The organism is Nonomuraea sp. bgisy101 (assembly GCF_057708945.1).
Map to the genome: position 1 here is coordinate 122,241 of NZ_JBYITD010000011.1, position 25,993 is coordinate 148,233.

The following is a 25,993-nucleotide window of genomic DNA, read 5'->3' on the forward strand; positions in this document are numbered from 1 at the left end:
TTCCTCCCCGCCCGAAGGCGGGGGTTTCCCCGGAGGTATCTGATGACGCTGGCAGAGGCAGTGATCGAGGGCGCGGATCCCGAAGAGCTCGAGCACACTCCGCTCCCCTCGACCTACACCGCCGCCTACATCCGCAAGGACGAGGTCGGCATGTTCGGCAGGACGCCGCACGGCGTGAACGGGGTGGACAAGGACGTGCGCAGGTCGCTGCACGTGGGCGAGGTCCCCATGCCCCGGCTGGCCCCGGACGAGGTCCTCGTCGCGGTCATGGCCAGCGCGATCAACTTCAACACCGTCTGGTCGGCGATGTTCGAGCCGATCCCGACGTTCGCCTTCCTCGAGCGCTTCGGCAGGACCGATCCGCGCCACGACCTCGACACGCACGTGCTCGGCTCGGACGCGTCCGGCGTGATCGTCAGGAAGGGCGCGGCGGTACAGCGCTGGCGGATCGGCGACAGGGTGGTGACGAGCCCCGCGTACGTGGACGGCGAGGACCCCGTCACCCACCACGACTCCATGCTGGGGAACGACCTGCGGGCGTGGGGATTCGAGACGAACTTCGGCGGGCTCGCGGAGTTCGCGGTGGTGAAGGCGACGCAGCTGCTGCCGAAGCCGGCCCACCTGAGCTGGGAGGAGGCCGCGTGCAACATGCTGTGCGCGTCCACCGCCTACCGCATGCTGGTCGGCGAGCACGGCTCGCGGATGAAGCAGGGTGACGTGGTGCTGCTGTGGGGCGCGACCGGCGGCCTCGGCGCGTACGGCGTGCAGCTCGTCAAGAACGGCGGAGGCATCCCCGTCGGCGTGGTCAGCTCGCGGGAGAAGGCCGAACTGCTGCGCAGGATGGGGTGCGAGCACATCCTGGACCGCACCCAGTTCGAGCACCTGGACGACGAGAAGGCATGGCGCAGGCTGGGGGCCGAGGTGCGCAGGCTGGTCGGCGAGGACCCCGCGATCGTGTTCGAGCACACGGGCAAGGAGACGTTCGGCGCGTCGGTGTACGTCGCGAGGAAGGGCGGCTCGGTGGTGACCTGCGGTTCGTCCAGCGGGTTCGAGCACGCCTACGACAACAGGCACCTGTGGATGAGGCTCAAGCGGATCATCGGCTCGCACGGCGCGAACTACCTAGAGTGCGCCGAGGTCAACCGCCTCATCTCGCTCGGGATGATCCATCCGACGCTGTCGCGGGTCTACCCGCTGGAGCGGGCGGGCGACGCGGCGCGTGCCGTGCAGACGAACGAGCACGTCGGCAAGGTCGGGGTGCTCTGCCTGGCGCCGGAGGAGGACCTGGGCATCGAGGACCGCGCGCTGCGGGAGCGTGTCGGCGAGCCGAACCTCAGGCTGTTCCGCTCCTGGCCTGTCGCGCCCTGAGGACGATCTCCAGCTCGAAGCGGATGTCGGGGTCGCCGAGCTGCTCGCCGTACAGTTCCTCGAGCTGGCGCAGCCGGTAGCGGACGGTCTGCGGGTGGACGTGCAGCCTGGCGGCCACCTCGCCGGCGCCTCTGCCGTACCTCAGCCAGGCCAGCAGCGTCTCGGCCAGCCGGTCCTGCTGCGACTTGCGCAGGTGGGCGAGCGGCGCGAGCCTGGCCTGCGCCAGCGCGCCGACCAGGTCCTCGTCCTTGAAGACGATCAGCGTCGCCATGTGGTCGGCGCAGCGCAGCGGCCCGCGGGCTCCGGGGAGCACCCCTCTGCGGGCCAGGTCCAGCGCCTCTTCCGCCCATTGCAGCGAGACGGCCGCCCTGTTCAGCGGTACGGCGGGGCCGACCGCGGCCCGCCACCCGCGCAGGCTCTTCTCGAGCATCTGGGGCTGCCCCGGCCCGTTGGGGTCGGGGACGAGCAGGCACGGCTGCGGCCGTTCGAGCCCGACCAGGACGTCGGGGGGAAGGGAGGGGGTGCCGTTCTGGTCGTCGAGCGCGACGCCCGCGACGGTCCTGGGCAGCCGCCAGCCCGCCGCCTTGGCCAGGTCGGCGATCGCCTCCGCGCCAGCGGACGGCTGGGAGAGCAGCAGGTCGAGCAGGCGGTGGCGGCGGCGCTCCATCTCGCCCGCCGCGTGGGCCCTGGCCTCGTCGAAGCCCTGGGCGGCCGCGTCGGCCAGCTGGTCGAGGTAGACGAAGATCGCCTCCCCGAGGTCGTAGAGCGACTGGGGCGACAGGCCGAGCGGTTCGGCCAGCTCTGTCAGCCGCCGCCAGCCGACTCTCGCGCCCAGGCGCATGGCGGTCTGGAGCGGTTCGAGGTTGCGGCCCTCGGCGGCCTCGCCCCTGCCGATCATGCGGAACGGTTCGGGATTCCACGGGGTGTCGGGGTCCTCGATGCGGTCGAGGAAGCGGCCGATGGCCTCCTCGACCGCCATCCGCACGACCTTGATGTAGATCTCGTCAGACGGCCTCGCGTACTCGGGGATCCGGGTCTGGATCTCCTCGATCACCTCGTCGGAGAGCCTGCCGATGCCGGGGCGCAACGCGTGCACGATGCCGGAGGGAACGGACTCCCAGAGGCGGCGCCCGTCGCTCCCGTCACCCTTGATGCCCATGACCCCTCCCGTCGCCACTTGTTACTTAACTGACAGGGGTTGCGTAGAGCAAGTGCTTGTTTTTATAACTATTGGATGAAGGAGCCGAACTCCTCCAGCGAGATCAGGCCGTCGCCGTCACGGTCCAGCCTGGCGACGCCCGCCTGCGCGGCTTCGAGGGTGATGGGCTGGCCGAGCACCTCCATCAGGCGGACCAGCTCCTCGGCGGAGATCAGACCGTCGTTGTTGCCGTCGACGAGGTCGAACGTGATCGCGTAGTCACTCATGGGCGAGAGGTTAGTCCCATTTACCGCCCATCGCCGCTCACTCGGTCAAAGGAGACGACCAGCGCCCATACCGGTGATCACGGGCGTGCCGATCGCGGCGGGAGCCGACATCCCACTCCCGCGCCGCCCGACCGCTCTACGGCTATCGTCGGGTTTCATGGACTTCATCGCGTCCGCGCCCAACCTGCGGGACATCGGCGGTCAGCTCACCACCGACGGCAGGAAGGTCCGCACCGGGCTCGCCTTCCGGTCCGGCGCGCTCGACCAGCTCACCCCCGCCGACCAGGAGGCGCTGACCGCACGCGGGGTGCGCCTGGTCTGCGATCTCCGCACGGCGAGCGAGCGCGCCGCCCAGCCCGACCGGATACCGGACGGCGTCGACTATCTGGTGCTCGACGTGCAGCGGCAGGGCGGCCACGGCGCCGACATCGCCGCCCTGTTCGAGGATCCCTCGCTCGTGGCCTCGCTGACCTCGCCCGAGACCTCCGAGGGGTTCCTCGCCGCGGTCTACCGCGGCATGGTGACCGAGCCCGACGCGCACGCCGCCTTCGGCGACCTGATGCGCGCGCTGTCCAGGCCGGGCACCCTCATGCACTGCACGGCGGGCAAGGACCGCACAGGATGGGGCGTCGCGCTGCTGCTCACCGTCCTGGGCGTGGACAAGCGGACGGTCATGGCCGACTACCTGCTCAGCAACGATCACCTGGCGGAGGCGGCGAGCAGGATCTACGGGATGCTCGAAGGCACGGGGATCGCCGTCGAGGTCGTGCGGCCGCTGCTGGAGGTGCGCGCGCCGTACCTGAACACCGCCTTCGACACCGTCGCCGCCGTCCACGGTGACATGGACGGATACGTCCGTGAGGCCCTCGGCCTCACGGACCGCGACCTGACCGCGCTCAAGGACCTGTACCTGAACTGACCCGCCCCCGACCGGCCCCGCCCCGGACGGGAGCGGGGCCGGGGCCCGTCAGACGACCGCGCCCGAGCCCTCGCGGGAGCGGGGGGCACGGCGGGCGGGCGGGGACGGCGGGGGCTGCTTGCTGTGCCGTTCGAACACGATCGCCAACGGCCCCGCCACCAGCGACGACGACAGGGTGCCCACCACGATCCCGATCAGCAACGCGATCGCGAAGTCGCGCAGCGAGTCGCCGCCGAACACCGCCAGCGCGGCCAGGATGAACAGCGCGCCAAGCCCGGTGTTCACCGTCCGCGGCACGGTCTGCAGGATCGCCTGGTTGACCACCTGGGCGAACGGCGCCTTCCGCTGGGCCGCCCACAGCTCGCGCACCCTGTCGAAGACCACCACCTTGTCGTTCACCGAGTACCCGACGATCGTCAGCATCGCCGCGAGGAAGACCCCGTCGATCGGCTTGCCGAACCACGCGAAGGCCCCCACGACCGCCGCCGTGTCCACCAGCAGCGCCAGAACGGCCGCCGCGCCGAACGTCCACCGGAACCTGGCCGCCAGGTAGACCAGCTGCGCCGCCAGCGCGACGCCCAGCGCGATCAGCGCGTTGCGCCGCAGCTCCTCACCGAGGGAGGGCCCGATGAGCTCGTCGCGCACCTTGGTGGCCTGCCCGCCGAGCGCCCGCTGGATCCGGTCGACGTCGTCGGCCCCGATCTGTCCGGTCCGCACCGAGATCGCCTCGTTCGAGCTCTGCACGACCGCGTTGGGGAACCCCGCGCCGGAGACCGCGGCCCTGGCCGCGTCCGCGCTCACCGGCGTGGCCGTCGTGAACTCGACGAGCCGTCCTCCGGTGAACTCGACCCCGAAGTTCAGCCCCCGCGAGACGAGCCCGGCGACCGCGATCACGACGAGCACCGCCGCGCCGACGAGCCAACGCCTGGCGTGCCGCATGACGAAGGGGTTGCGGGCGGTCAGCCAGGTGCGCACCCTGCCGATCGAGCCGATGCCGGAGATCCGCGGCGGGACCCTGCCGATGATCCACTGGGTGAGCGCCCTGGTGATGAGCAGGGCCGAGACAAGGGAGGCCAGCACGCCGATCGACAGTGTCACGCCGAACCCCTTGACCGGGCCCGACGCCAGCCAGAACAGCAGGCCGGCGGCGAGCAGCGTGGTGATGTTCGAGTCGGCGATCGCGCTCCACGCCTTCCTGAACCCCTGGTCGAGCGCGGCCCTCAGGCCAGCTCTGCCGTACTCCTCCCTGGCTCGTTCGAAGACCAGCACGTTGGCGTCGACGGCCATGCCGATCGCCAGCACGAAGCCCGCGAGGCCGGGGAGGGTGAGCGTCGCGCCGAGGGCGGTCAGCGCGGCGTAGGAGATGAGGCCGTAGCTCACCAGCGCGACCGCGGCGAGCAGACCGACCACCCGGTAGACGAGGATGATGAACGCGCCCGTCAGGACCACGCCGACGACGGCGGCCTGGGCGCTGGCGGTGATGGCCTCGGCGCCGAGCGTCGGGCCGACCGTCCGCTGCTCGACGATCTTCATCGGCACGGGAAGCGAGCCGCCCTTGATCAGCACCGCGAGGTTCTGCGCCTCCTCGGGGGTGAAGGAGCCGGTGATGTCGGTCGATCCGCCCGGCATGCCCGTACGGCACGGCGTCCCCTCGTTCACCTGCGGTGAAGAGATGACCTTGTCGTCGAGCACGATGGCGACCCTGCGCTTGGGGTCGCCGACGGGTTCGCAGGCGGCGGCGCCGGTCAGCTTCTGCCACGGCGCCGTCTCACGGAAGTCGACGGTGACGAACCAGGCCGCCCCGCGTTGCGGGTCGGTGCGCGCCGCCGCGTCGGTGACGCCGTCGCCGCCGATCACGGCAGGCCCGAGGCGGAGCGGCCTGCCGTCCTCGTCGCGGGTCTGGCCGTCGTCGCCGAGGACGGCGTGGAAGGAGAGCTGCGCGGTCCTTCCGATCACCTCGGCGGCTCTGCGCGGGTCGAGCACGCCGGGCAGCTCGACGATGATGCGCTTCTCGCCCGAGCGGACGAGGGTCGGGTCGACCACGCCCAGTGCGTCCGCCCTGCGGTGGAGCACCTCCAGCGTCCGGTCGGTGGCCGCGGCGTCGGCCTTCACGGTGGGCGAGTCCTGGGTCTCGAAGACGAGTTGGGTGCCGCCGCGCAGGTCGAGGCCGAGGCGCGGCGGCATGGTCAAGGCTAGGAACAACGAAGTCGCGATGACGGCAAGCGCCGCCACCGCGCGCCACAACGGCGCACGGGACATGGGTCCTCCACAAGGCTCTTACAGGGGATCAGGTGAGCGGTGTGGAGGGCGGAGGCGCGCGGGCGGGCGCTCTCCTGTGGTGCTCGCCGCCGAGCGCCCGCGGCCGGGGGGCGACGGCGGTCGCGAGACGGGCGTGCGTGCCGTACGGCGGACCGGCCGTGAGCACGGCGAGGCCGCCACCGCCCACGGCGTGGACGCCCTTGCCCGCATGGACGTGCGGCCTGGCGGGGTCGGGCAGGACCTGGTGATGATCGGCCGCCCTGGCGATCTGGGCGTGGACGGCGGCCGTGACGGAGGCAGGCGGAGTGGACCCGCCGGCCAGGAAGAGTGTGGACAGCAGGAGCAGCAGCGCAGCGGGCAACCTGGTCCGCACGCGTTCACCTTACGCCCGCCCGGGTAGCGAAGGTGGATGCGGCTGACCTATACCAGCGATCTCTGGTGGAAGAACGCGGTGATCTACTGCCTCGACGTCGAGACCTACAAGGACGGCGACGGCGACGGCATCGGCGATTTCCGCGGGCTCACCCAGCAGATCGACTACCTGCACAGCCTGGGCATCACCTGCCTGTGGCTCATGCCGTTCTTCCCGACCCCGAACAAGGACGACGGCTACGACATCGTCGACTTCTACAGTGTCGACCCCCGGCTCGGCACCCTCGGCGACTTCGTGGAGTTCATGCGGACCGCGAAGGACAGGGGGATCCGGGTGATCGCCGACCTGGTCGTCAACCACACCTCCGACCAGCACCCGTGGTTCAAGGAGTCGCGGTCGAGCAAGGACTCGAAGTACCGCGACTGGTATGTCTGGAGCGACACGCCGGAGCCCGACGACCCCGGCGCGATCGTCTTCCCCGACAAGGAGGACTCGCTCTGGGAACTCGACGAGAAGACCGGCCAGTACTACCTGCACAGCTTCTACACGTTCCAGCCGGATCTCAACGTCGCCAATCCCGAGGTCCGCGACGAGATCGCCCGCATCCTCGGCTTCTGGATGGAGCTGGGCCTGTCGGGGTTCAGGGTGGACGCGGTGCCGTTCCTCATCGAGAACGTGGGCGACAAGCTGCCGGACCCGCACGCCTTCCTGGCCGACCTGCGCGCCTTCATGAACAGGCGCGAGGGGGGTTCGATCCTGCTGGGTGAGGTCAACCTGCCCTACAAGGACCTCATCGCCTACTTCGGCAACGGCAACGGCGACCAGCTCACGATGTGCTTCGACTTCCTCCTCATGCAGCGCGCCTGGCTGGCGCTGGCCAGGTGCGAGGCTGAGCCGATCGCCGAGGCGTTGCGGGCCCGCCCCGAGTCGCCCAAGGACAGCCAGTGGGGGACCTTCCTCCGCAACCATGACGAGCTGACTCTCGACAAGCTCAGCGACGAGGAACGGCAGGAGGTCTTCGACGCCTTCGGCCCCGAGAAGGACATGCAGATCTACGGCAGGGGTCTGCGCCGAAGGCTGCCCTCGATGCTCGGCGGCGACCTGCGCCGTATCAAGATGGCCTACAGCCTGCTGCTGTCCATGCCCGGCACCCCGGTGATCTTCTACGGCGAGGAGATCGGCCTGGGGGAGAACCTCGACGAAGAGGGCAGGATGGCGGTCAGGACCCCGATGCAGTGGTCACGGGACGGAGGATTCAGCGACGCGACCCCGGCACGCACGATGCCCGCGGGAACCTTCGGGCCCGACCGGGTCAACGTCGCCGACCAGAAGCGCGATCCCGACTCGCTGCTGCGCTGGTTCCAGCTGCTCATCGAGCGCTACAGGGAATGCCCTGAGCTGGCCTGGGGCGAGAACTCGGTGCTGAAGACCGGCCACCCCGCCGTCTTCGCGCACCGCTGCGACGCCGCGGACGCGGCCGTGGTGGCCGTCCACAACCTGTCCGACGCCGCGACCGAGGTCGAACTCGGGCTGAAGGATCTGGACGGCCGCGTGCTCACCGACCTGCTGTCCGACGAGACGATGGAGGTCGCCGACGGCAGGGTACGGCTGGCGATGGGACCGCACGGCTGCCGCTGGCTGCGCGCGACCCCGCGCAAGGACATGCCGCCCGAGGACGCCGCGATCACCGCTCAGTAGCGGGATAGGCCAGCATCGCCAGGCGTGCCACCCGCTCCAGTTCCTCGCGGGTGGCGCCGTCGCGGGCCTGGGTGGACATGCCCTGGATCACCGAGGCGTAGAAGGTGGCGAGGGCGGGCGCGTCGGGTCCGCCGATCCTGGCCTCCAGCGCCTTCTTGGTCGCCTGCCTGAACCCGCGCAGCCATTCCTCGACCTCGGCCGACTCGGGCCCGCAGTTCACCGCCGCCGAGATGATCAGGCAGCCGGGCGGGTGCGAGGGGTCGCTGTACTGCTCGGCCGCCTCCAGCAGCAGCCGTTCGACCGCCTCGCGCCCGGTGGGCTCCTCGGCCAGCGCCCGCGTGGCGAACGCGCCGTGGGTTCGCTGGTAGCGGGTGACCGTCTCCTCGAAGAGGGTCCGCTTGTCGCCGAAGGCGGCGTACAGGCTGGGCGGGCGGATGCCCATCACCTGGGTGAGGCTCGCGACCGAGGTCGCCTCGTAGCCGTGCCGCCAGAACTCCCGCAGCGCGCTCTCCAGTGCCTCGTCCCTGTCGAAGGACCGCTGTCGTGCCATGGACCCATTCTATAGCGATCGCTATGTTACTGTTTCTGTATCGATCGCTAAAGAAAGGTGTGAGGGATGAGGACTGCCCTTGTGACGGGTGCGAGCAGGGGGATCGGCAGGGCGGCCGCACTGCGGCTCGCGCGTGACGGTTTCCACGTCGTGGTGAACTACGCCGCCGACACGTCGGCGGCCGAGGAGGTGGTGTCGTCGATCGAGAAGGACGGCGGCAGCGCCGTCGCGGTGCGGGCCGCCCTGGGGTCACCGGAGGCCATCCCGGCGCTGGCGGCCGAGGTGACGTCCCTCGACGTGCTGGTCAACAACGCGGGCCTGCCCTTGCCGAAGCCGCTGTCGGAGGTGACGCCGGAGGAGTACGAGCGGGTCTTCGCGGTGAACGTGCGCGATCTGTTCTTCCTCACCCAGCGGCTGCTCCCGCTCATCCCCTCGGGAGGGCGGATCATCAACGTGACCTCGGGGGCGGCCAGGATCGCCTACCCCGAGGGCATCGCCTACGCGATGACGAAGGGCGCGGTGCAGACCTTCACCCTCGCCCTCGCCAAGGAGCTGGGACCCCGCGGGATCACCGTCAACAACGTGGCACCCGGGATCATCGACACGGACGCGAACGCCTCATGGCTGGACGAAGGCGGCAGGGCCTACGCCGCCTCCCGCCACGCGGTCAACAGGGTCGGCAGGCCCGAGGAGATCGCGGACACGATCGGCTTCCTCGCCTCGCCACAGGCCTCGTTCATCACCGGCACCACGATCGACGCCACCGGCGGAGGGAACCTGTGAACCTCGTCCTGCTCCACGGCACCGCCGCCGACCCCGTCTCCAACTACACCCACCTGGTGGGACGTCGTGCTCCTCGAACGCCTCGCGGAGATCACCACCCTGATCCGCGACTTCATCCTCGCCTGATCCCCGGCGGCTCCCGCGCGCGAGCCGCCGGACCGAGGCCGGATCACAGGTACGACGGGCCGGTCACCCGGCCGCGGAAGGTCCACCAGACCAGGCCCTGGGCCGCCACCAGCAGCGGCATCAGCACCAGCGTCACCGGCACGAGCAGCGCCAGCGTCGCCGCGTCCGCCGCCGAGGCCGCCAGTTCCAGATCCGCCCCGGTCAGCAGCACGATCCCGGTCAGCGCCGCCGCCGTCAGCGCGTACGTGCGTCCCTCGCCCGACCCCCCGGTCAGCAGTACGGCCCGCTCACGCAGGTCCCCCGTCAGCCGCAGCCCGGCGAACGCCAGCCCGTGCGTCGCGAACAGCAGCGCCACCACGAGCGCGGCCACGATCGGCACCGGCAGGATCTGCGTGAAGATCGCACCCCAGGCCAGCGCGAGCCCCCACGAGCCGGCGACGATCGCCCCGTCCCAGCCCGCCTGCCACCGCGGCCCCTGCACCCTGCCGCGCAGCCACAGCCCCATGTCGCGGACGATCCAGCTGACCAGCAGCGCCACCAGGGCCAGGTAGTTGCCGGCCAGCAGCTCGCCCTCCAGCTCGGGGAACAGCCCGGTGAGCACGCCCGCCAGCGCCACCAGCCACACCTCGTTGCCCAGGAAGAAGGGCGCGATCGCGGCGATGACGGTCCTGCGCTCGGTGGTGGTCCTCCCGAGGTACGGCAGCAGCATGCCCACCCCGATGTCGGCCCCCGCGAGCACGAAGTACCCGACGGCGAAGAAGGCCAGGATGAAGATCTCCATGGTGGTTCCTCAGAAGGTCAGAACGGGAGCGGGGGTCTCGATCGGGCGGCTGCCCAGGGCGACGGCGTCCGGCCCTCGCTTGGCGGTCCTGGCCAGCAGCCAGTAGTTGACGAGGATCAGCAGTCCGAACACCGCGCTGAAGGCGATCAGGGAGACGCGCATCTCCGTGGCGCTGAGCGGGGACATCGCCTCCGCCGTGGTCAGCAGGCCGTACACCGCCCATGGCTGGCGGCCCACCTCGCGGAAGACCCACCCCGCCAGCATGGTGACGAACGGGACGGGGATCATCGCCGTCAGCAGCCAGTGCCAGATCCGCAGGCCGCGCACGGCGGGCCTGAACAGCATCAGCAGGAAGCTCGCCGCCGAGAAGAAGAGCATGACGGCGAACAGCAGCATCATCGTGACGCCCGCGGTCCGCACGAGGTCGACGGGCGGCAGGTAGTCGCCTGGTCCGAAGCGCGCCACCATGTCGGCCTGCACCTTGGCGAGGTCGGCCGCGCCGCCCGACCAGGCAGCCGCCTTGCCCGGCTGGAGGGTCTCGAAGCCCATGCCGCCGAAGGTCGCGGTGACCAGCGTGGCCGGGAGGGCGAGGCCGACGCCGATCCTCAGCGACTTGCGGAAGAACTCCTGCTCGTGGGTGCGCCTACGCAGGTGGTAGGCGCTGACTCCGGCCATGAAGAAGCCGCCGACGATCATCGCGCCGCCGAGGACGTGCCCGAAGGCGACCAGCGAGGCGGGGTTGGCGAGCAGCGCGCCGAAGTCGGTGAGCCGCAGCACGCCGTCCACGATCTGGTGGCCGACCGGGTTCTGCAGGAAGCCGTTGGCGATCAGGATCCAGAAGGCGCTGGCGTAGGCGGTCAGCGTCACGATCCAGATCAGCGCCAGGTGCGCCCACCTGCTGAGCCGGTCCCACCCGAAGATCCACAGCCCGAGGAACGTGGACTCGACGAAGAAGGCCACCAGCGTCTCGATGGCCAGGGCGGCGCCGAACACGTTGCCCGCGAAGTGCGTCAACCCGCTCCACGACATCCCGAACTGGAACTCCATCACCAGCCCGGTCACGATGCCCATGGCGTAGTTGATGATGTAGAGCTGGCCCCAGAACCGCACCATCCGCATGTGCAAAGGGCTGCGGGTCAGCGTCGCCCTGGTCTGCAGGACCGCCACCAGCGTGGCGAGCCCGAGGGTCAACGCGACGAAGAGGAAGTGCGCCCCCGCGGTCAGCGCGAACTGCAGGCGGGCCAGGTCTACCGTTTCCATGCCATGACCATCCCGGTACGGCATGCGTCACGGCGTCAGCCCGTGGTTGTGTGACGGGTACTCCCTAGGGTGTAAGCCATCCGGGGGTGATGAGACCGGCCTCGTAGGACATGACGACCAGCTGTGCCCTGTCGCGGACGTTCAGCTTGGTCATGATGCGGCTGACGTGCGTCTTGGCGGTCGCGGGGCTGAGCACGAGGCGGGTGGCGATCTCGTCGTTCGACAGGCCGTGCGCGACCAGTTCGAGCACCTCGCGTTCGCGTTCGGTCAGCGAGTTGAGCTCCGGGCCCGGCGCGGGACGCTTGACCCGGCCGGCGAACTCGGCGATGAGCCTGCGGGTGATCGAGGGGCTGATGAGCGCGTCGCCTCTGGCCACCACCCTGACGGCGTGGATGAGCTCGGCGGGCTCGGTGTCCTTCACCAGGAACCCGCTGGCGCCCGCCTTGAGCGCGCCGTACACGTAGTCGTCGAGGTCGAAGGTGGTCAGGATGATCACCTTCGTGCTCGCGAGGCGCGGGTCGGTGACGATCCTGCGCCCGGCCTCCAGCCCGTCGAGCTCGGGCATCCTGATGTCCATGAGCACCACGTCGGGGCGCAGCTCGCGGGTCTTGTCCACGGCCTCGACGCCGTTGGCGGCCTCGCCGACCACCTCGAAGTCGTCCTCGTCGGACAGGATCGAGCGGAACCCGGCCCGCACCAGCGTCTGGTCGTCGGCCAGCAGGAGGCGGATCACAGTGGCAGCTCGGCGACGACGCGGTAACCGCCCTCGGGGCGCGGCCCCGCCTCCAGCGTGCCGCCCAGAGCGGCCGCCCTCTCCTTCATTCCCTGCACGCCGTACCCGCTTCCTCCTGTGAAGACGACGGAGGGGCCATCGTCTTCTACCGTGATGACCATTTTTCCGGATTCTTCGGTGATCGTGAGTCGTGCGCTTCCCGCGGACGAATGGCGGGAGACGTTGGTCAGCGCCTCGGAGACGATCCGCGCGGCGGCCAGGTCCACCTCGACGGGCGGATCACCATAGGCCACCTGGGTGGAGACGTCGAGGCCGGTACGGCGCACCAGCTCGTCGAGCCGCCGCAGGCTCGCCGTGGGGGAGGTCGGCGCGTCCTCGTCGACCTGGCGCAGCACGCCGAGCGTGCTGCGCAGCTCGCGCAGCGTCTCCTTGCTGGTCTGTTTGATCGCCCGGAGCGCTTCCTCGGCGTCCTCGGGCCGCTTCCTGATGCCGTGGAGCGCCGCCCCCGCCTGCACGTTGATCAACGAGATGTTGTGGCCGAGCACGTCGTGCAGTTCGCGCGCGATCCGCAGCCGCTCCTCCGTCTCCCTGCGCCTGGCCTCCTCTTCCTTGCTGTGCTCGGCCTCGGCGGCCCGCTGCTCGACCTCGTGGAGGTAGGCGCGCCTGTTGCGGGTCACGCCGCCCGCCGCCACCGCGGCCACCACCCAGCCGGTGATCATGAGGAACATGCTGTCGTCGACGTGCCTGACGCTGCCGCTCTCGCCCACGCCCATGCCCAGCAGGGCCGCGGCGGCGACCGTGCAGGCGGCCACCAGGTGGCCCAGGTCGGCGGCGGTGTAGAGGGCGAGCATGGGGGCGATGATCATCGGCCCGTCGAGGCGGGCGAACGGGTAGTAGACCGCGGTGGCGATCATCACGATGAGCAGCGCGGCGACGGGATGCCTCCGCCTGAACAGCAGCGCCCCGCACGCCGCCAGCGGCAGGACGACGTCCAGCGCGTTCGGGCTGACGCCGGACCTGAACAGCGCGGTCGCCACGGTGCCCAGCAGGATGACCGCGACCACGCCGACCGTCACTTTCATGCGTCCATTCTGTCGCGGCTCCTGTAGACGATGTACGGCCTGAACAGATAGCCGATCGGCGCGGAGAAGGCGTGCACCAGCCTGGTGAAGGGGAACAGCGCGAACAGCAGCATCCCGATCAGCGCGTGCAGCTTGTAGGCCCAGCTCGCCCCGGTCATCGCGGCGGCGTCGGGCTGGAGGACGAAGATGCTCCTGAACCACGGCGAGACCGTGGTCCTGTAGTCGGTCTCGTGGTCGAACACGCTGAGCACGGTCGTGAGCAGCCCTGCCACGATCGCGGCCACCAGCACGACGTACATCGCCTTGTCGTTCCTGGTGGTAGCGATGAAGACGGGACCGGTCCGTCGCCGCCTGAAGATCAGCAGCGCGACGCCCGCCAGCGTGCAGAAGCCCGCGACCACCCCGCCGGCCAGCGCGCCGACGTGGTAGAGGCGCTCGGAGACGCCCAGCGCGTCCGTCCACGACTCGGGGATCAGCAGGCCGATCACATGGCCGAGGATGACGACGAGCAGGCCGAAGTGGAACAGCGGGCTGCCGATCCGCAGCAGCCTGCTCTCGTACAGCTGCGAGGACCGGGTGGTCCAGCCGAACCTGTCGTACCTGTGGCGCCAGATCAGCCCGCCGATCAGCACCACCAGCGTCAGATACGGACAGACGATCCACAGCGCGGTCTCGCCCCAGGTCACCGGTACACCCCCACCGACTCGGCCGGAGGCCCCTGCGCGGCCAGCCGCTCGGCCCGCAGGAGCTCGGCCGGGGTGGCGGCGGGCAGCGTGCCGCACACCACGGAGATCACCGACTCGTACGGCGAGCCGGCCTCCCTCAGCGCCGTCCTCAGCAGCTCCAGCGCGGCCCGATGTTCCTTCAGCACCTCCTCGCCCGCAGGGTCGAGGGCCGCGAACTCCAGCGCGACGGGCAGGAAGTCGGGCAGCTCGTCGTCGAAGAGCTCCCATCCGGCCGCCCGGTAACGCGCTTTCAGCCGGGTCAGCGACTCGCCACGCCGCCGCGTGTCGCCGTCGGCGTAGTAGGTCAGGTAGAGGCAGCAGCGCCGCTGGAGGTCGAACGTCTCCACGTAGTGGGCGGCCAGCCTCCCCGCGCCCATCCGCTCGACCTCGGCGAGGAAGGCGGGGAAGGACGGCCCGGCGACCTCGCGGACGAGCGGCAGCCTGTCCCAGAACCGTTCGTCGGGGTAGGCGAGCAGATGCGCGGCGGCCTGACGCACGACGGCGAGGTTCATAGGTGCTCCGGTGGCGTGCCCTTGCCGTCCCAGTTGAGGGAGGTGCTGCGGTCGTGGCTGATCTTCTCGCTGGTCTGGCGGTGCTTGAGGCTGTGGAAGTTCTCGATCGACACCGGCACGGGACGCCCTGACGTCTCGCCGAAGGGGCCCTGCTCTCCGGGCCCTCCGTCGTAGTCGAGGCTGCAGCCGATCTCGTCGACCGCGCCGGGCGTGACGCCGTACGCGGTGGGGATGACGTAGCGCTCCTCGTACTTGGCCAGTGCCAGCAGCCGGTACATGCCGTGCAGGTCCTCGGCGGGCAGGCCGACGTCGGGTGGCTCGGCGCCGAGGTTGACCGCGCGCATGTACGAGCGCATGGCCGCCAGGCGGCGCAGCGCCGCCGTCACCGGGACGGGGTCGCCCGCGGTGAACAGCTCGGCGAGGTAGTCGACGGGGATGCGCAGCGACTCGATCGCGGCGAACAGGTTGCCCGCGTCCTCGCCGTCGTTGCCGGTGCAGGAGAGGGCGTCCACGACGGGCGACAGCGGGGGGACGTACCAGACCATCGGCAGCGTCCGGTACTCCGGATGCAGGGGCAGCGCCAGCCGGTACCTCACGATCAGGTCGCGGACGGGCGACCTGCGGGCCGCCTCGATCCAGTCGTCGGGCAGGCCCGACCCGGCGACGGCGGGATCGTCGGGATCGACGAACAGCGACAGCTGCGCCTCGTAGAGGTCCTTCTCGTTCGCCGTCGCGGCCACCTCCGACACCCGGTCGGCGTCGTAGAGCATCACCCCGAGGTAGCGCAGCCGTCCCACGCACGTCTCGGAGCAGACCGTGGGCAGGCCCACCTCGACACGCGGGTAGCAGAACGTGCACTTCTCGGCCTTGCCGGTCTTGTGGTTGAAGTACACCTTCTTGTACGGGCAACCGGTCACGCACATCCGCCAGCCCCTGCACCTGTCCTGGTCGACGAGCACGATCCCGTCCTCGACCCGCTTGTACAACGCGCCCGAGGGGCACGAGGCGACGCACGAAGGATTGAGGCAGTGCTCGCAGATGCGCGGCAGGTAGAACATGAACGCGTTCTCGAAGTCGAGCTTCACCTTCCGCTCGAGCCTGTCGAGGATGGGATCGGGCGAGGGGTCTCCGCCGAGGTCGTCGTCCCAGTTGGCGCTCCAGCGCACGGTGGTGGGCTGGTCGCTGATGAGCGAGCGGGGGGTGGCCACGGGGACGTCGTCCGACAGGGGAGCCCTGGTGAGGTTCTCGTAGTCGTAGGTCCACGGCTCGTAGTAGTCGTCGATGGCGGGCATCAGCGGGTTGGCGAAGATGCCGAGCAGCTTGCGCAGCCTGCCGCCCGCGCGTGGCTTGAGCCTGCCCTTGGCGTCGATCACCCAGCCGCCCCGCCAGCGCTCCTGGTCCTCGTACCTGCGGGGGTAGCCCTGCCCAGGACGGGTCTCGACGTTGTTGAACCAGACGTACTCGACGCCCGCCCTGTTGGTCCAGGTCTGCTTGCAGGTGACCGAGCAGGTGTGGCATCCGATGCACTTGTCCAGGTTCATGACCATGGCGATCTGGGCCATGACGCGCATCAGTACGCCACCTCCTGGGAACGGCGGCGGATCATGGTGATCTCGTCGCGCTGGTTGCCGGTCGGGCCGAGATAGTTGAAGCCGTAGGAGAGCTGCGCGTAGCCGCCGATCATGTGGGTGGGTTTGATCAGCACCCTGGTCAGCGAGTTGTGGATGCCGCCCCTGCGCCCGGTGGCCTCGCTCTTCGGCACGTCGATGACGCGCTCCTGCGCGTGGTACATGTACACCGTGCCCTTCGGCATCCGGAGGGAGACGACGGCCCTGGCCACGACCACGCCGTTGCGGTTGACCGCCTCGACCCAGTCGTTGTCGGCGACGCCGATCCTGGCCGCGTCCTCCACCGACATCCAGATCGTCGGGCCGCCGCGCGACAGCGTGAGCATCAGCAGGTTGTCCTGGTACTCCGAGTGGATCGACCACTTGGAGTGGGGCGTCAGGTAACGGACCACCAGCAGGTCGCCGTCGCCCCGCTCCCGCTCTCCGAACAGGGCCGCCATGTCGAGCGGCGGCCGGTAGACGGGCAGCGCCTCGCCGTACTCGTGCATCCAGTCGTGGTCGAGGAAGAAGTGCATCCGCCCGGTCAGCGTGTGCCACGGCTTGTCGTGCTCGACGTTGATCGTGAATGGGGAGTAGCGCCGCTCGTGCGACTCCTTGCCCGACCACTCGGGGCTGGCGGCCACGTGCTGCGGCCTGCTCTGGGTGTCGGAGAAGACGATCCTGTGGTGGCGGTTGGCCAGCTGTGACAGGTCGGTGCCGGTCCGCTCGGCCAGCCGCTCGAAGCCCTGGGCGGCCAGCCGGCCGTTCGACGTGCCCGACAGCGCCAGGATGGCCTCGCACGCCTTCGAGTCGGTGTCGAGCAGCGGCCGTCCCTTGGTCAGGCCGTGGGCGGCGAGCCCGTTGCGCTGCCCGAGCCACTCCACCTCCTTGTCGGGGGTGAAGGCCAGCCCCTTCACCGGCAGCCCCGCCTTCTCCGCCAGCGGTCCCAGCGCGCCGAGCTTCGCCGCGACCGCGCCGTAGTCGCGTTCCACCACCACCAGGGCGGGCGTCACCTCCGCGGGCGCGCGCCCTCCCGGCTGGGCGGTCTCGCCGGGCGTGTCGTGCTGGTACGGCACAGCGACCACGTCCCTGCGCACGCCGAGATGCCCGGCGGCCAGCTCGCTGAAGGCCGAGGCGATCGCGTGGAAGGCCGCGAAGTCGGTCTTGGTCTCCCACGGCGGGCTGATCGCCGGGTTGAAGGCGTGCACGAACGGGTGCATGTCGGTCGACGACAGGTCGTGCTTCTCGTACCAGGTCGCGGCGGGCAGCACGATGTCGGAGAACAGCGTGGTTGAGGTCATCCTGAAGTCGAGCGTGAGCAGCAGGTCGAGCTTGCCCCTGGCCGCCTCGTGGTCGGGCTCGGGCAGGTTGGAGACGGCCCCGAGCAGGTGGTGCAGGAAGTACTCGTTGCCCTTGGCCGAGGAGCCCAGCAGGTTGGAACGCCAGATCGTCACCACCCGCGGCCAGTTGCGCGGATCCTCGGGATCCTCGGCCGCGTAACGCAGCCTGCCCTCCCGCAGTTCGGTCCTGGTGAAGGCCACCGGGTCCTCGGCGTCGCCCAGGTCGAGCGGGTTGCGGTCGAAGGCGGGCGCCATCGGCATCCACCCGTTGCGCACCGCCTGCGCCACCAGATCGGCCGTGTGCAGCCCCCTGAACCTGCCCGGGCCCAGCGGCGAGCACAGCTCGCCCGCGTCGAACCTGTCGTAGCGCCACTGGCCCGTGTGCAGGTACCAGAACGGCGTGGCGGGCGTCTGCCTCGGCGGCCTCGACCAGTCCAGCGCCCCCGCGAGCTGCGCCCAGCCCGTCTGCGTGCGGCACTTCTCCTGCCCGACGTAGTGCGCCCAGCCGCCGCCGTTGACGCCCTGGCAGCCGGTGAGCAGCAGCAGCGTCAGGAACGAGCGGTAGATCGTGTCACCGTGGAACCACTGCGTGGTGCCGGCACCGAGCACGATCATGCAGCGCCCTCTGGTCGCCTCCGCCGTCTGCGCCAGCTCCCTCACGATCTTCACCGCCCGCCGCGCCGGCACTCCCGTGATCGGCTCCTGCCAGGCAGGCGTGTACGGCTCGGCCCCGTCGTCGTAGCCTTCGGGCCAGCGGCCGGGCAGCCCCTCCCTCCCGACCCCGTACTGCGCGAGCATGAGGTCGAACACGGTCGTGACCAGATGCCCGCCCACCCGCCGCACAGGTACGCCCCTGCGGAGCACGCCGTCCTGGTCGAAACGGGGAAGCAGGACCTCGGCCCGCTCCCCGCCGAGGAGGGTGAGCAGCGGCGTGGTGTCCAGCCTGAGGTTCCACCTGCCCTTGCCGGAGTCCGTCCACCGGAAGCCGACCGACCCGTTGGGCACGACGGGCTCGCCCGCGGCGTCGAGGAAGACGGTCTTCCACTCGGCGGCCTCGTCCGTGGAGCCCAGGTCGGCGGCGGTGAGGAACTTGTCGGGTACGTGAGCGCCGTCGCGCTCGGCCAGCCGTACGAGGAAGGGCAGGTCGGTGAAGCGGCTGACGTAGTCGACGAAGTACGGCACCTGCCGGTCGACGAAGAACTCCTTGAGCAGCACGTGCCCCATGGCCATGGCCAGCGCGCCGTCGGTGCCGGGGTTCACCGCCAGGAACTCGTCGGCGAACGTGGCCGCGTCGTTGTAGTCGGGCGCGACCACGACGACCTTCTGGCCCCGGTAGCGGGCCTCGGCCATCCAGTGGGTGTCGGGTGTGCGGGTCACGGGGACGTTCGCGCCCCACAGCATCAGGTAGGCGGCGTCCCACCAGTCGGCCGACTCGGGCACGTCGGTCTGGTCGCCGAACACCTGAGGGGAGGCGACGGGCAGGTCGGCGTACCAGTCGTAGAACGACAGCATGGTCCCGCCGATCAGCGAGACGAACCGCGAGCCGATCGCGTGGGACACCATCGACATCGCCGGGATAGGGGAGAAGCCCGCGATCCTGTCGGGGCCGTAGGTCTTGATGGTGTGCACGTGCGCGGCGGCGATCATCTCCGTCGCCAGGTGCCAGGTGATCCTGACCAGACCGCCCCTGCCGCGGGCCTTCTGGTACCTCTCCCTGCTGTCCGGATCGGTGGTGATCTCGGCCCAGGCCTGGACGGGGTCGAGGCCCCTCGTGCGGGCCTGGGCGTACATCTCGACGAGGACGCCCCTGGCGTACGGGTAGCGGATCCTGGTCGGGGAGTAGGTGTACCAGGAGAAGGCGGCGCCGCGCGGGCAGCCGCGCGGCTCGTACTCGGGACGGTCGGGACCCACGCTCGGGTAGTCGGTCTGCTGGGTCTCCCAGGTGATGATGCCGTCCTTGACGTAGACCTTCCACGAGCAGGAGCCGGTGCAGTTGACGCCGTGGGTCGAGCGGACGACCTTGTCGTGGCTCCACCGGTCGCGGTAGAAGGCGTCGCCCTCGCGGCCTCCCGACAGGTAGACCGTCCGCAGATCGTCGCTGGTGACCGACCTGCGGAAGAATCTGCCGGTCTTGAGTAGGAGATCTTCCGCCTGGGTCATACCCCAACTTCATCACATAGAGTATCCATCTGCTACACAGAGCGTATGTATAAAGGTCAAATGGTCAACCTGGTTCTGGCCACGATCGCGTTCGCCGTCACGTTCTGGGCGTGGAACCTCATCGCACCTTTGTCCGGCACCTACAGCAGGCAACTCGGGCTGTCTCCCACCGAGACCTCGATGCTGGTGGCCATCCCCGTGCTGGTGGGCTCGCTCGGCCGGATCCCCGTCGGCATGCTGGCCGACAGGCTCGGCGGGCGGCTGATGTTCGCGGTGATCTGCTTCGTCACGATCGTGCCCGTCCTGTTCGTCGGCTGGTCGGACTCCTACGGCGCGCTGCTGTTCTGGGGGTTCCTTCTGGGCGTCGGCGGCACCTCCTTCGCCGTCGGCATCCCGTTCGTCAACGCCTGGTACGAGCCCGCGCGGCGCGGCTTCGCCACCGGGCTGTTCGGCGCGGGCATGGGCGGCACCGCGCTGTCGGCGTTCCTGACCCCCCGTCTGGTCGAGGGCCTCGGCCGCGCCCCGACCCACCTGCTCATGGCCGCCATGCTCGCGGCGATGGGCGTCATCATGCTGCTGGCCGGCAGGAACTCGCCCGCGTGGACACCCTCGACCGAGCCCGCCCTGCCCCGCATGCGCGACGCCACGAGGATCAGGGCGACCTGGCAGTGCGCGGCCCTGTACGCCGTCGCGTTCGGCGGCTTCGTCGCCTTCTCCACCTACCTGCCGACCCTGCTGCAGAACGTCTACGACTTCGCCCAGACCGACGCGGGGCTGCGCACGGCGGGTTTCTCCATCGCTGCCGTGATCGCCAGGCCGGTCGGCGGCGCCCTGTCCGACAAGGTCGGCCCCGTGCGCGTGCTGCTGGCCTCCTTCGCGGGTACGGCGGTGCTGGCCGCCGTCCTCGCCTTCAAGCCGCCGCTCGAGGTGCCCGCGGGCGTCAGCTTCGTCGCGATCGCCTTCTTCCTCGGACTCGGCACCGGCGGCGTCTTCGCCCTCGTCGCCAAGCTCGTCGAACCCTCACGCGTCGGCACGGTGACCGGGCTGGTCGGCGCGGCGGGCGGGCTCGGCGGCTACTTCCCTCCCCTGGTCATGGGCGCCGTCTACACGGCCACCGGCGCCTACACGATCGGCTTCCTGCTGCTGGCGCTCACCGCGCTGGCCGCGTGGGTCTACACATTGAAGGCATTCCGCTCGGGTAGGGGATCGGAATGAGCACACAGGAAGAGCTTCGCCAGCTCGAAGAGGACCTGGCGAAGCTGAAGTCCGCGAACGCCGAGTTGCGCAGTCAGATCAGCGACATGGGCGCGACCGACGCCGTCGAGAGGGCGGCGATGCTGAGCATGGCCGACGAGCAGGACGCGCTGATCGCCGAGCTCGAGACCAGACGCGACAGCCTACGCGACCGCCTTGGCCTTCCTTAGGGGCTCGCCCACCTCGTAGAGGTGGCGGAGCGCCTGGCCGTACGAGCTGACCAGGCCCGACTCCAGGTACTCCACCCCGAGCTCCGCGCAGTGCGCTCGCACGATCGGCTGCGCCTTGCGCAGGTTGGGCGTGGGCATGTTCGGAAACAGATGGTGCTCGATCTGGTAGTTGAGTCCGCCGAGAGCCACGTCCACCATCCAGCCGCCGCGCACGTTGCGCGAGGTCAGCACCTGCTTGCGGAGGAAGTCGAGCTCGTCCTCGGCGGTGATCATGGGCATGCCCTTGTGGTTGGGCGCGAACGTGCACCCGAGATACACCCCGAACACCGCCTGGTGCACCAGCGCGAACGCCACGGCCTTGCCGAACGGCAGCACGCTGAAGATCAAGCCGAAGTACAGCACGAAATGCAGCACCAGCAGCGCTCCCTCCAGCCCGCGGCGCTTCATCGACCTGTTGCGCAGCGCCTTGAAACTGGCCACGTGCAGGTGCCAGCCCTCGAACGTGAGCAGCGGGAAGAACAGGAACGCCTGCCAGCGCGCCACGAACCTCGGCAGGCCGCCGACGCGCTCCACCTGATCGGCCGACCAGACGATCACCGCGGGAGACACGTCGGGATCGTGGTCCTCATGGTTCGGGTTGGCGTGGTGGCGGGTGTGCTTGTCGGTCCACCAGCCGTAGCTCATGCCGATGAGCAGGTTGCCGACGAGACGCCCCGCGAACTCGCTCGGCTTGCGATTGCGGAACACCTGCCGGTGCGCGAGATCGTGCGCGGCCAGCGCGACCTGGGAGAAGGCCACGGCGAGCACGAAGGCGACGAGCATCTGCCACCAGGAGTCGCCCAGCAGGACGAACGCCGCCCACCCCCCGAAGAAGGCGACGCCTACCAGGCTGAGGCGAAGGGTGTAGTAAAGGGGCCGCCTGTCGAGCAGGCCGGCTTCGTTGATCTTGCGTGCCAGTCGGGCGAAGTCGCTGCCTCGGGCTTCGACGGTGACGGGTACGTCGGTCACGGGGCTCCTCATGAGCGTCGGACAATGGCCCCACCCTGACGTGCCACCCCATACGGGGGCAATAGATCGTCAGTTCGGTGAGGGTGTGATCCCTTGACTCGCTCCTCCCCGAGCCCGTTCCCCCGAGCCCGTTCGCCGGAGAACCTTTCGTCCTGGACCCTAGCCTGCTCTTGCCCCGGTCGCTCCTGCGCCCCGGCCGGGAGTGTCGGCCAGACTGGAGAGGTGATCTACGCCGACACCCCGCTCACCGACGCCGTCCGCCGAGCCGTCAGCACCACCTGGGGCGTCTCCTGCGACGGCGGACGGCGCCTGTACGGGGGCGAGGAGTCGGCGGCCTACCTCCTCGGCGACCATGTCGTCCGCGTCGGCCCCGCGTCGCGCACCAGCGCCGAATCCGAGTGGTGCCACGCCGTCGCCCGCCACGCCGCCGCCCACCTGGCCGAGGCCGTCGCCCCCGTCCCCACCTCCGGCGGCGACACCGTCATCAGGGTCGACGGCCGCCCGATCTCGCTCTGGCCGTACATCGAGGGTGACTGGCCCGACTCCGACCTGCCTGAACACCGCGTCCAGGGCGCGCGCCTGCTCGCCCGCCTGCACGCCGCGCTGGCCTCCGCCCGCCCAGGCCCGCGCCCCGCGCCCGCCTTCCAGGAGTCGGGCCTGTACGGCGAGCCGCCCCACGACGCGGCCGGGCTCGCCGATCCCGCCCTGGACCGGTGGCTGGCCGAGTTCCACCGGAGTCACCACGTCAGGCACCCGCTCCACGGCGACTACTACACGGGCAACACCCTCACCAGCGACGGCACGATCGTCGCGCTCCTCGACTGGGACGAGGCGTTCTTCGGCGCCCCCGAGGTCGAGCTGGCCGCCGCCGCCCTGGAATGGGGCGACGACGAGCTCGGCCCGAGCAAGGAGTTCGTGGACGCGTACCTGGAGGCCGGCGGCACCGCGTCCCCGCTGACGGAGGAGGAGCTGGCGCAGCTGGTCAGGCACAAGCTGCGCCGCGAATACGCCTACTTCCACAAGGCGGTCGCCGCCGGGGTCGCGCACGACGAGGACGACCTCGACTACTTCCACCAGCGGGTGGCCCTCTTCCACGACCTGACCCCTTGACGACGCCGGACGGCCGACCGTCGCCGCGCGCCGCGGTCAGGCGGAAGGGGTGGGTCGTCGAGCGCCCGCTCCTGCTCCGGCCGACCGGCGGCGCAGGATCACCACTGCCCCGGCGGTCGCGATGACCGCCGCGGGCGCCGCTGCCCACCACCACGACGTCCACCAGGCGGCAGGCGCCTCGCGGGGCAGGCCGATGCCCACCAGCGCGTCCTTGAGGAAGGCGGGAGCCTGCCGCCATCCGGCCCTGACGACGTGCTTCTGGGCCGGGGTGTGCACGACCGGCGCGCCAGGAGCGTACGGGTAGAGGTCCTGGACGACCTCGGAGTCGTCCTCGGGCAGGTGCCAGGCCAGCCGGTAACGCGGCCCGAGCTCGCCGGGCGGGGGACCGGCGAGGAACTCGCCGGGCAGCTCGGCGATCAACGCCGGGTTGACGCCGGAGCCTTCGCGGATCAGGTCCAGGCTCGCCGACGACCTCTCGTCGCCCGGCTCGATCCTGAGGGGGCCGGACAGGCCGGGGCCGGTGAGAACTCCCTTGTCGACGCCTTTCGCCAAGGCGGGAGTCGCTGTCACGAGAAAGGTGAGAAGTAAGGCGAGAAAGAAAGAACGTGTGCGAGTCATGAATCCATTACACGCCGAAGTCGTACGAAATTTAATTGATTCTTGTGCTATTTACGGATTTCCGAAAATCCTTGACGATCAGCAGCCCGCACTCCAACACTATGAAGGATCTTGTGACCCACAAACTAAGGGGACCCGTGGTCGCGACTCTTTCGCAAATTGTGCGGTTAGCTCCCGATGGAGCCCGCGTGGACATCACGCTGCCTCCCGAGGCGGACGCGCTGAGCTGGCACGGCCACACCCGCTTCGCGGGCGCCGCGCTGGTCCAGAGCTTCGATCTGGCCCCGGCCGGCCAGCGGGACGTGATCCCGAGGAAGATCTTCCCCGGCGGCCGGGTCGAGACCTTCCGCCGCTCGGGCTTCGACCTGGTGCTGTACGAGGCGGCCGACCGCAGCAACAGCTGCCTGGTCTGGGCCGGCCCCCACAACGAGGCGACCACCTGGTTCGGCGGCCCCGCGCCCCGCCGTGCCGTACTGAACCGCCTGGTGGCGAACCTGACCTTCGCCGACTCCCCCGAGGGGGCGCGGCTGGTCTCGGCCGACCCCGTGGCGAACCTCCAGCAGTCCACCACCGTGATCATCGGTTCCAGCGAGCGCCTGGTTGTGATGATCAAGGACGCTCGCGGCGCGAGGGAGGAACTCCCCACCTGGAAGGGCGCGACCCAGGGCGACGCCGAGGTGTGGAAGGAGCCGCTGGAGCTCGACCCCGAGCAGGCCGAGGCGGTGAAGGGCACCCCCTTCGAGTGGCGGTACATCATGGCCAACGCCACCTCCATCACCGAAGTCGTCTTCCACCGGCGGGCCGCCGAGTCCGCACAGCTCAGGAACACGGAGGAGCACGACAAGGCCGCCGCCGTCCTGGCAGGCCTCAAGGCCGTGTGGGGCGGGTGAGCCTCGCCACCGCTCTGGCCTTGCTGGCCCTGCTCCTGTCGGTCTTCGCCATCCTCGCGGTGGGGGCGGTCTACGCCCGGCTCCGGATCATGGAGCAGACCGTGCTGAAGCCGGGCAACGCCCGGCTCGACGACGAGGTGCGGGAGGTGCCACAGGCGCTCAGGCCCGCCAAGGGACAGGACGGCACGCTCGTCCTGATGCTGGACGCCAACTGCTCCATCTGCCAGGGCGTCTGGAGCGCCGCCGCGGCCGCGCCGCCGGCCGCGACCCGTGTCGTCGCCGTGTTCTCCCACGCGGACTCGGCCCAGAAGTTCGACGGCCCCGTCGAGAAGCTGGCCGATCCCGAGCTGTGGACCGCGCTCTACGAGGGATACACCCCCTGCGTGTACGCGGTCGACGCCGAGGGACAGGTCACGGACCGGCGGTTCGTCTACGCCGACACCGACCTGCCGACTCTGTTCGCCGAACTCTTCCCCTCCCTTTCGACCTCCGGGAGCAGCCATGCGCCTTGATCTCATCCCTTCGGCCGAGACCGCGCCCGAGGGCGCGTCCCCGAGCCTCGTCCGTAGTCTCATCCCCGACTCCCCGCTCTCCCGCCGGACCGTGATGCGGGGTCTCGTGGTCGGCGCGATCTCCGCCACGCTCGTGCCGTTCGAGTGGGTCCTGTCCCGGCGGGCCGCTCGCGCCGCGGGCCCGACCTCGGAGTGGACCGCCTCCAACTGCAGGGACGGCTACCCCAACGGATACGGCGAGGGTGCCAACAACTGGTGGGTGGACAACAAGAGGGTCTGCTTCGGCGGCTGGCGGATGGGCAGCTACCCCTGCTCGTCGGGCACCAGGGGACGCCACTTCGAGGGGTGGCGCGGCTACCACGACGAGGGCTACACCTCCACCCGCGTCACCACCTGCGCCAGGCGTAACGCCTGGCGGTGGACCTCTTCCGGCACCACCTACCGGTGCTCCGACGCGAGCACCTTCGTCCGCTGGAACGACGGCGACAGCTACACCGGCCTGACGATCGCCATGTGCCGCCTGTGATCGCACTGCGCCGGCTGGGCCTTCACCCCGCGGTGATCGCGGTGCCCATCGTGTTGGGCGCCGCCGTTCCATGGGCGGTGAAGGGCCCTGCCGTCCTCCTGTTCCTCTGGGCGGGACTCAACGCCGGCTACGCCAACTCCGGCAGCACTTGAAGCCACAACTCGGCTTTCCTGCTGAGCGCGTCGGTCTGGCGCGGTTCCGGTG

Annotated in this window: 26 protein-coding genes; 11 read left to right on the forward strand and 15 right to left on the reverse strand. The window is 70.1% G+C overall.

Annotated elements, in window-relative coordinates; translation table 11 throughout:
• Positions 1-42 precede the first annotated feature (42 nt).
• Entirely contained in the window at positions 43-1,368 is a 1,326-nt protein-coding gene (gene ccrA, locus AC3EO4_RS22095; protein ID WP_379581310.1) for a crotonyl-CoA carboxylase/reductase, read from the forward strand.
• Here ccrA and AC3EO4_RS22100 read toward each other — a convergent pair.
• Together AC3EO4_RS22100 and AC3EO4_RS22105 are read right to left on the reverse strand one after the other, a co-directional pair.
• Positions 1,334-2,527 carry a PucR family transcriptional regulator gene (locus AC3EO4_RS22100; RefSeq protein WP_431897455.1) on the reverse strand — a complete coding sequence of 398 codons (1,194 nt, stop codon included), beginning with the start codon at positions 2,525-2,527 and terminating at the stop codon, positions 1,334-1,336. The genes ccrA and AC3EO4_RS22100 overlap by 35 nt on opposite strands.
• Positions 2,528-2,595: 68 nt before the next feature.
• Complete coding sequence (locus AC3EO4_RS22105; RefSeq protein WP_379581314.1) at positions 2,596-2,793, reverse strand: EF-hand domain-containing protein; 198 nt, start codon at positions 2,791-2,793, stop codon at positions 2,596-2,598.
• A gap of 157 nt (positions 2,794-2,950) precedes the next feature.
• On the opposite strand from AC3EO4_RS22105, the gene AC3EO4_RS22110 reads away from it, so the two are divergent.
• The gene (locus AC3EO4_RS22110; RefSeq protein ID WP_431897457.1) at positions 2,951-3,712 is read left to right on the forward strand and encodes a tyrosine-protein phosphatase; all 762 of its coding nucleotides are present in this window, start codon (positions 2,951-2,953) and stop codon (positions 3,710-3,712) included.
• A 48-nt stretch (positions 3,713-3,760) separates the two neighbouring features.
• Here AC3EO4_RS22110 and secD read toward each other — a convergent pair whose 3' ends face one another.
• Both secD and AC3EO4_RS22120 read right to left on the reverse strand, forming a co-directional pair.
• Entirely contained in the window at positions 3,761-5,971 is a 2,211-nt protein-coding gene (gene secD, locus AC3EO4_RS22115) for a protein translocase subunit SecD (protein ID WP_431897459.1), read from the reverse strand.
• Positions 5,972-5,999: 28 nt separating this feature from the next.
• The gene (locus AC3EO4_RS22120) at positions 6,000-6,344 is read right to left on the reverse strand and encodes a hypothetical protein (RefSeq protein WP_379581320.1); all 345 of its coding nucleotides are present in this window, start codon (positions 6,342-6,344) and stop codon (positions 6,000-6,002) included.
• 36 nt (positions 6,345-6,380) lie between these two features.
• On the opposite strand from AC3EO4_RS22120, the gene AC3EO4_RS22125 reads away from it, so the two are divergent.
• The gene (locus AC3EO4_RS22125) at positions 6,381-8,042 is read left to right on the forward strand and encodes an alpha-amylase family protein (protein WP_431897461.1); all 1,662 of its coding nucleotides are present in this window, start codon (positions 6,381-6,383) and stop codon (positions 8,040-8,042) included.
• Here the strand turns inward: AC3EO4_RS22125 and AC3EO4_RS22130 are convergent.
• A complete protein-coding gene (locus tag AC3EO4_RS22130) occupies positions 8,029-8,592 on the reverse strand; it encodes a TetR/AcrR family transcriptional regulator (RefSeq protein ID WP_379581324.1) in 564 nt (187 codons plus the stop codon). The two genes, AC3EO4_RS22125 and AC3EO4_RS22130, sit on opposite strands and share 14 nt — an antisense overlap.
• 66 nt (positions 8,593-8,658) lie before the next feature.
• On the opposite strand from AC3EO4_RS22130, the gene AC3EO4_RS22135 reads away from it, so the two are divergent.
• Positions 8,659-9,375, forward strand: coding sequence for an SDR family NAD(P)-dependent oxidoreductase (locus AC3EO4_RS22135; protein ID WP_379581326.1), 717 nt, complete (start codon positions 8,659-8,661; stop codon positions 9,373-9,375).
• A 169-nt stretch (positions 9,376-9,544) separates the two neighbouring features.
• Here AC3EO4_RS22135 and AC3EO4_RS22140 read toward each other — a convergent pair whose 3' ends face one another.
• The 8 genes from AC3EO4_RS22140 to AC3EO4_RS22175 form a co-directional block, all read right to left on the reverse strand.
• Positions 9,545-10,282 (reverse strand): cytochrome d ubiquinol oxidase subunit II, encoded by a 738-nt coding sequence (locus AC3EO4_RS22140; protein WP_431897464.1) that lies wholly within the window; start codon positions 10,280-10,282, stop codon positions 9,545-9,547.
• A 9-nt stretch (positions 10,283-10,291) separates the two neighbouring features.
• A complete protein-coding gene (locus AC3EO4_RS22145; protein ID WP_431897466.1) occupies positions 10,292-11,542 on the reverse strand; it encodes a cytochrome ubiquinol oxidase subunit I in 1,251 nt (416 codons plus the stop codon).
• Between the two features lie 64 nt (positions 11,543-11,606).
• The gene (locus AC3EO4_RS22150) at positions 11,607-12,275 is read right to left on the reverse strand and encodes a response regulator (RefSeq protein ID WP_379581331.1); all 669 of its coding nucleotides are present in this window, start codon (positions 12,273-12,275) and stop codon (positions 11,607-11,609) included.
• On the reverse strand, positions 12,272-13,357 hold the full coding sequence (locus AC3EO4_RS22155) for a sensor histidine kinase (RefSeq protein ID WP_431897469.1): 1,086 nt from the start codon (positions 13,355-13,357) through the stop codon (positions 12,272-12,274). Before AC3EO4_RS22155 ends, AC3EO4_RS22150 begins: the two co-directional genes overlap by 4 nt.
• A complete protein-coding gene (narI, locus tag AC3EO4_RS22160) occupies positions 13,354-14,043 on the reverse strand; it encodes a respiratory nitrate reductase subunit gamma (protein ID WP_431897470.1) in 690 nt (229 codons plus the stop codon). The genes AC3EO4_RS22155 and narI overlap by 4 nt, the downstream gene beginning before the upstream one ends.
• On the reverse strand, positions 14,040-14,594 hold the full coding sequence (gene narJ / locus AC3EO4_RS22165; RefSeq protein WP_431897472.1) for a nitrate reductase molybdenum cofactor assembly chaperone: 555 nt from the start codon (positions 14,592-14,594) through the stop codon (positions 14,040-14,042). Before narJ ends, narI begins: the two co-directional genes overlap by 4 nt.
• Positions 14,591-16,165 carry a nitrate reductase subunit beta gene (narH, locus tag AC3EO4_RS22170; protein ID WP_379581338.1) on the reverse strand — a complete coding sequence of 525 codons (1,575 nt, stop codon included), beginning with the start codon at positions 16,163-16,165 and terminating at the stop codon, positions 14,591-14,593. The genes narJ and narH overlap by 4 nt, the downstream gene beginning before the upstream one ends.
• Positions 16,165-19,701, reverse strand: a complete 3,537-nt coding sequence (locus AC3EO4_RS22175; protein ID WP_431897474.1) for a nitrate reductase subunit alpha — start codon at positions 19,699-19,701, stop codon at positions 16,165-16,167. Before AC3EO4_RS22175 ends, narH begins: the two co-directional genes overlap by 1 nt.
• A 60-nt stretch (positions 19,702-19,761) precedes the next feature.
• Between AC3EO4_RS22175 and AC3EO4_RS22180 the strand changes: the two genes are divergently transcribed.
• Both AC3EO4_RS22180 and AC3EO4_RS22185 read left to right on the forward strand, forming a co-directional pair.
• Positions 19,762-20,916, forward strand: a complete 1,155-nt coding sequence (locus AC3EO4_RS22180) for an MFS transporter (protein ID WP_379581342.1) — start codon at positions 19,762-19,764, stop codon at positions 20,914-20,916.
• Positions 20,913-21,125, forward strand: a complete 213-nt coding sequence (locus AC3EO4_RS22185; RefSeq protein WP_379581344.1) for a hypothetical protein — start codon at positions 20,913-20,915, stop codon at positions 21,123-21,125. Before AC3EO4_RS22180 ends, AC3EO4_RS22185 begins: the two co-directional genes overlap by 4 nt.
• Here the strand turns inward: AC3EO4_RS22185 and AC3EO4_RS22190 are convergent.
• Positions 21,099-22,133 carry a fatty acid desaturase family protein gene (locus AC3EO4_RS22190; protein ID WP_379581346.1) on the reverse strand — a complete coding sequence of 345 codons (1,035 nt, stop codon included), beginning with the start codon at positions 22,131-22,133 and terminating at the stop codon, positions 21,099-21,101. The two genes, AC3EO4_RS22185 and AC3EO4_RS22190, sit on opposite strands and share 27 nt — an antisense overlap.
• Positions 22,134-22,355: 222 nt before the next feature.
• Here AC3EO4_RS22190 and AC3EO4_RS22195 point away from each other — a divergent pair, with 222 nt between their 5' ends.
• Positions 22,356-23,243, forward strand: a complete 888-nt coding sequence (locus AC3EO4_RS22195) for a phosphotransferase (protein ID WP_431897477.1) — start codon at positions 22,356-22,358, stop codon at positions 23,241-23,243.
• 36 nt (positions 23,244-23,279) lie between these two features.
• Here AC3EO4_RS22195 and AC3EO4_RS22200 read toward each other — a convergent pair whose 3' ends face one another.
• Positions 23,280-23,813: a hypothetical protein gene (locus AC3EO4_RS22200; RefSeq protein ID WP_431897479.1), complete on the reverse strand. Its 534-nt coding sequence runs from the start codon at positions 23,811-23,813 to the stop codon at positions 23,280-23,282.
• Positions 23,814-24,049: 236 nt separating this feature from the next.
• Between AC3EO4_RS22200 and AC3EO4_RS22205 the strand changes: the two genes are divergently transcribed.
• From AC3EO4_RS22205 to AC3EO4_RS22220, 4 genes are read left to right on the forward strand one after another with little or no spacing between them, the layout of a single operon-like run.
• Positions 24,050-24,751, forward strand: a complete 702-nt coding sequence (locus AC3EO4_RS22205) for a hypothetical protein (protein ID WP_379581352.1) — start codon at positions 24,050-24,052, stop codon at positions 24,749-24,751.
• Positions 24,748-25,263: a hypothetical protein gene (locus AC3EO4_RS22210; RefSeq protein WP_379581354.1), complete on the forward strand. Its 516-nt coding sequence runs from the start codon at positions 24,748-24,750 to the stop codon at positions 25,261-25,263. Before AC3EO4_RS22205 ends, AC3EO4_RS22210 begins: the two co-directional genes overlap by 4 nt.
• A complete protein-coding gene (locus tag AC3EO4_RS22215; protein ID WP_379581356.1) occupies positions 25,253-25,789 on the forward strand; it encodes a hypothetical protein in 537 nt (178 codons plus the stop codon). Before AC3EO4_RS22210 ends, AC3EO4_RS22215 begins: the two co-directional genes overlap by 11 nt.
• Entirely contained in the window at positions 25,786-25,941 is a 156-nt protein-coding gene (locus AC3EO4_RS22220) for a hypothetical protein (RefSeq protein WP_379581358.1), read from the forward strand. The genes AC3EO4_RS22215 and AC3EO4_RS22220 overlap by 4 nt, the downstream gene beginning before the upstream one ends.
• Positions 25,942-25,993: the final 52 nt, after the last annotated feature.